Source organism: Streptomyces sp. UH6, from assembly GCF_013421635.1.
In the GTDB taxonomy this organism is placed as follows: Bacteria; Actinomycetota; Actinomycetes; order Streptomycetales; family Streptomycetaceae; genus Streptomyces; species Streptomyces abyssomicinicus.
The window spans coordinates 1-4,718 of the sequence record NZ_JACADT010000423.1 but is presented as its reverse complement, the minus strand read 5'-3'; the positions used below and the strand labels follow the sequence as shown (position 1 = coordinate 4,718).

Annotated in this window: 5 protein-coding genes; 3 read left to right on the top strand and 2 right to left on the bottom strand. The window is 69.4% G+C overall.

Annotated features, from left to right (window positions below; translation table 11 throughout):
* Positions 1–478, top strand: a 478-nt coding sequence (locus HW445_RS19010) for a LuxR C-terminal-related transcriptional regulator (protein WP_180222200.1), incomplete at its 5' end; no start/stop codon positions are given.
* A 76-nt stretch (positions 479–554) separates the two neighbouring features.
* Here the strand turns inward: HW445_RS19010 and HW445_RS19005 are convergent.
* Together HW445_RS19005 and HW445_RS19000 are read right to left on the bottom strand one after the other, a co-directional pair.
* Positions 555–875, bottom strand: coding sequence for a hypothetical protein (locus HW445_RS19005; RefSeq protein ID WP_180222199.1), 321 nt, complete (start codon positions 873–875; stop codon positions 555–557).
* Between the two features lie 27 nt (positions 876–902).
* Positions 903–2,579: a sodium:solute symporter family protein gene (locus tag HW445_RS19000; protein ID WP_180222198.1), complete on the bottom strand. Its 1,677-nt coding sequence runs from the start codon at positions 2,577–2,579 to the stop codon at positions 903–905.
* Positions 2,580–2,810: 231 nt separating this feature from the next.
* Between HW445_RS19000 and galT the strand changes: the two genes are divergently transcribed.
* Together galT and galE are read left to right on the top strand one after the other, a co-directional pair.
* Complete coding sequence (galT, locus tag HW445_RS18995) at positions 2,811–3,869, top strand: galactose-1-phosphate uridylyltransferase (RefSeq protein ID WP_180222197.1); 1,059 nt, start codon at positions 2,811–2,813, stop codon at positions 3,867–3,869.
* Positions 3,866–4,718: UDP-glucose 4-epimerase GalE (gene galE, locus HW445_RS18990; RefSeq protein WP_180222196.1), on the top strand; the 853-nt coding region annotated here is incomplete at its 3' end. The genes galT and galE, both read left to right, overlap by 4 nt.

The window sequence follows — 4,718 nt, the reverse complement described above, 5'->3', positions numbered from 1 at the left end:
GGGGGCGTTCGACCCGGTGGAGCGGATCAAACGGGAGCGGCCGCAGGTGGCGGTGGTGGTGCTGGGCCCGGTGCCCAGTCCCCGGGGCATCGCGGCGGCGTTCGCGGCCGGGGCGTCGGGCTACGTCCGCCACGACGAGCGGATCGAAGGGGTCGAGCGGGCCATCGTCAAGGCCCGGGCCGGTGAGGCGGCGGTCGCGCCGGGGCTGCTCCAGGGCGCCTTCCACGACCTGCTCCACCCGGTGGCGGAGCCCGACGACGAGGGGCGGCGGCTGCTGTCCGCGCTGACCCCGCGCGAGGCCGAAGTGCTGGTGCGGGTCGCGGAGGGCGAGGACACCCGGCTGATCGCCCAGGGCATGGGGATAGCGCCCAGCACGGCGCGCACCCATGTCCAGCGGGTGCTGATGAAGCTCGGTGTCGGCTCCCGCCTGGAGGCGGCGGCGCTGGCCGCCCGCACCGGCCTGCTGGACCGGCCCTGACCGGGCCGTCCCCGTCGGCACGCGAAAGGGCCGGGCGCCCCGCGGGGTGCCCGGCCCTCGTCGTGTGCGGCGGACCTCAGTGGTCGCCGCCCAGCTCCCGTTCCTCCATGCCCACCGGGGGCGGCGGCGGGGCGGCCGGGCGGAGCTTGAGCCAGATCAGGAAGAACAGGCCCAGCGCCAGCATCGCCAGCCCGGTCCACAGGTTGATGTTGACCCCCTCGGACTTGTCGAGCGAGCCGTCGGACGGCGCGATCCCGCAGATTGTGACGATCACGCCGTACACGACGAACAGCGAGCCGATGATGCGGCGGATGTCGAAGAGGCGCGCGGCACTGGCGGACTTGGTCTCCAGCTCGGTGACCGACCGCTGGACGTCCTTCTCGGAAAACTCGGACATGGTCTCTCCATTCTCCCGCGTGCGCTCTTAGAACGAGAACGGGATGTAGCAGGCGGCGGCCAGGATGATCGCTCCCCAGCCCAGGAGGGCGGGCCTGCGGTACCAGGCGTCGTCGCCCTCGGCGGCCGGCTCGGACATGCCGGGCGACTTGGTGCCGTAGACCAGGCCCTGCAGTTCCTCGATCGGCTTGGGCCGGGTGAAGAGCGAGACCGCGACCATCACCACCGCACCCGCCACGAAGCCGACGATCGCCGAGACGAAGTTGGCGCCCTGGTCGGAGGGGATGTCGATGATGCCCTGCTTGTAGATGACGAAGTAGTTCACCATCGCCGAGACCGTACCGGCTAGCAGGCCCCAGAAGCCGGAGACCATCGACGCCCGCTTCCAGAACATGCCGATGATGAAGACGACGAACATCGGGACGTTGAAGAAGGAGAACAGCGTCTGGAGGTAGGCCATGATGTTCGAGAAGGTCGACGCGAGGAACGCCGTGCCCATCGAGGCCAGCACGCCGAGCACGGTGATCAGCCGTCCGAAGCGCAGGTAGTAGGCGTCCTCCTCGCCCCGCTTCACGTACTTCGCCCAGATGTCGGTGGTGAAGACCGTGTTGAAGGAGGAGACGTTGGCCGCCATACCGGCCATGAACGCCGCGACCAGACCGGTGATCGCGATGCCGAGCACACCGTTGGGCAGCAGCTGGCCCATCAGGTAGGGGATCGCGTCGTTGTACTCCAGGCCCGAGGACGCCTGGCCGATCTTGGGGACCAGCACGGCGGCGACCAGGCCGGGGATCATCACCAGGAAGACGATGAAGATCTTCGGGAACGCGGCGATCAGCGGGGTGCGCTGGGCGGCCGAGAGGTTCTTGGCGGACAGCGCGCGCTGGACCTCGGCGAAGTTGGTCGTCCAGTAGCCGAAGGAGAGCACGAAGCCGAGGCCCAGGACGATGGTCAGCCAGTTGGCGCCGAGCGGGTTGTCGCTGCCGATGCCGGTGCCGCCCCACGCGGTGACGAAGTCGCCGCCCTTCTGCGCGGTGAGCGAGTCGGTCAGGCCGTCCCAGCCGCCGACCCGCTTCAGGCCGAGGACCGTGATCGGGATCAGCGCCGCCAGGATGACGAAGAACTGCAGCACCTCGTTGTAGATCGCCGAGGAGAGACCGCCGATGGTGATGTAGGCGAGGACGAAGAAGCCCGCCACCACGATGGCCACCCACTCCGGCCAGCCGAGCAGCGCCTCGACCACGATCGCCAGCGAGTACAGGTTGACGCCGGCGATCAGGATGGCGGCGAAGGCGAAGAGCACCGAGGACAGCAGGTGCGCCGACTTGTCGAAGCGCAGCAGCAGGAACTCGGGCACCGACCGGACCTTGGAGCCGTAGTAGAACGGCATCATCACCAGGCCCAGGAAGACCATGGCCGGGATGGCGCCGATCCAGTACCAGTGCACCGTGTAGACGCCGTACTGGGCGCTGTTGGCGGCCATTCCGAGGACCTCGGTGGCGCCGAGGTTGGCGGAGATGAAGGCGAGACCCGTCACCCACGCGGGCAGCGACCGTCCCGAGAGGAAGAAGTCGAGGCTGGTCTTGACCGACTTGCGCGCCAGGAAGCCGACGCCCAGCACGAAGAGGAAGTAGATGGCCAGCAGCCCGTAGTCGAGCCAGTTGGCGGGGAGTCGCAGCTCAGCTGCCAGATGTGTGGGGGGCATAGGAACTCGCTTCGTCGCGCGTTACAGGGTCACGGCGGAATGTCTTACCTGAGCTGTCGAAGATTGAACACTCTTGGTGATTCCCGTCCTCGGATTGTGACATCCGTGGTCGGGTCGCGTTTTATTGTGGTCTGTTATGTTGACTTCTGTTCGAGGCATCGCGCATCCGGGCGGGACATCCGAGGGAGCCGGGCGGTGCGGCGGGAGGCGGTCCACGGTGAGGAAGACACGGTGAGGAAGACTTCGACCCGGCTTGCCGACGGGCGCGAGCTCATCTACTACGACCTGCGCGACACCCCGCGCGAAGCGGTCGACAGGCGGCCCCTGGACGCCACCGTCACCAGCTCCGAGGTACGCCACGACGTCCTCCTGGGCGACGACATCGCCGTCGCCTCGCACCGGCAGGGCCGCACCTACCACCCGCCGGCCGACCAGTGCCCGCTCTGCCCCACCCACGGCGACCGGCTCAGCGAGATCCCCGACAGCACCTACGACGTGGTGGTCTTCGAGAACCGCTTCCCCTCCCTCGCCGGCGACTCCGGCCGCTGCGAGGTCGTCTGCTTCACCGAGGACCACGACGCCTCCTTCTCCTCGCTCACCGAGGAGCAGGCCCGGCTCGTCCTCGACGCCTGGACCGACCGGACCGCCGAACTCTCGCAACTCTCCTCCGTCGTCCAGGTCTTCCCCTTCGAGAACCGGGGCCGGGAAATCGGGGTGACCCTCGGTCACCCCCACGGGCAGATCTACGCCTACCCCTTCGTCACCCCCCGTACCGCACGGATGTTCCAGTCCTTGGCGGCGCGACGCGGCGAGGACCCCGAGGCCAATCTCTTCGACGAGATCGTCGCCCGCGAGTCCACCGGCGAACGACTGGTCCTCGAGGGTGAACACTGGGTCGCCTTCGTCCCCTACGCCGCCCACTGGCCCTACGAGGTCCACCTCTACCCGCGCCGCCGCGTCCCCGACCTGACCGCCCTCGACGAGGCCCAGCGCGCCGAGTTCCCCCGCCTCTACCTCGAACTGCTGCGCCGCTTCGACCGCGTCTTCGGGCCCGACGAGCCGCCCACCCCCTACATCGCCGCCTGGCACCAGGCGCCGTTCAGCGGATTGGACGCGTACGAAGGGGTGACACGCGACGACTTCGCCCTCCACCTCGAGCTGTTCACCATCCGCAGGACCTCCGGCAAGCTCAAGTTCCTGGCCGGCTCGGAGTCCGGGATGGGAGTCTTCATCAACGACGTGCCGCCGGAGGCGGCGGCACGACGACTTCGGGAGGTGGCGAGCGCGTGAGCGCCAAGTACCTGGTCACCGGCGGCGCCGGCTACATCGGCAGCGTCGTCGCCCAGCACCTGCTGGAGGCCGGACACCGGGTCGTCGTCCTCGACGACCTGTCCACCGGCTTCCGCGAAGGCGTCCCCGAGGGCGCGGAATTCGTCCGGGCCGACCTGCGCGAGGCCGGCCGCCACCTCGACGCCTCCTTCGACGCCGTCCTCCACTTCGCCGCCTCCTCCCAGGTCGGCGAATCCGTCGTCAGGCCGGAGAAGTACTGGGAGAACAACGTCGGCGGCTCCCTCGCCCTGCTCACCGCCATGCGCGAGGCGGGCGTGCGCAAGCTGGTCTTCTCCTCCACCGCCGCCACCTACGGCGAGCCGGAGACGGTCCCCATCCCCGAGACCGCCCGCACCGCACCCACCAACCCCTACGGCGCCACCAAACTCGCCGTCGACCACATGATCACCAGCGAGGCGAACGCCCACGGCCTCGCCGCCGTCAGCCTCCGCTACTTCAACGTGGCCGGCGCCTACGGGGACCGCGGCGAACGCCACGACCCCGAGTCGCACCTGATCCCGCTGATCCTCCAGGTCGCCCTCGGCCGCCGCGACCACATCTCCGTCTACGGCGACGACTACCCCACCGCCGACGGCACCTGCATCCGCGACTACATCCACGTCGCCGACCTCGCCGACGCCCACCTGCTCGCCCTGGACGCCGCCACCCCGGGCGAACACCTCATCTGCAACCTCGGCAACGGCAGCGGATTCTCCGTCCGCCAGGTCATCGACACCGTCCGCCAGGTCACCGGCCACCCGATCCCCGCCCAGGTCGCCGAGCGCCGCGGCGGCGACCCCGCCGTCCTGG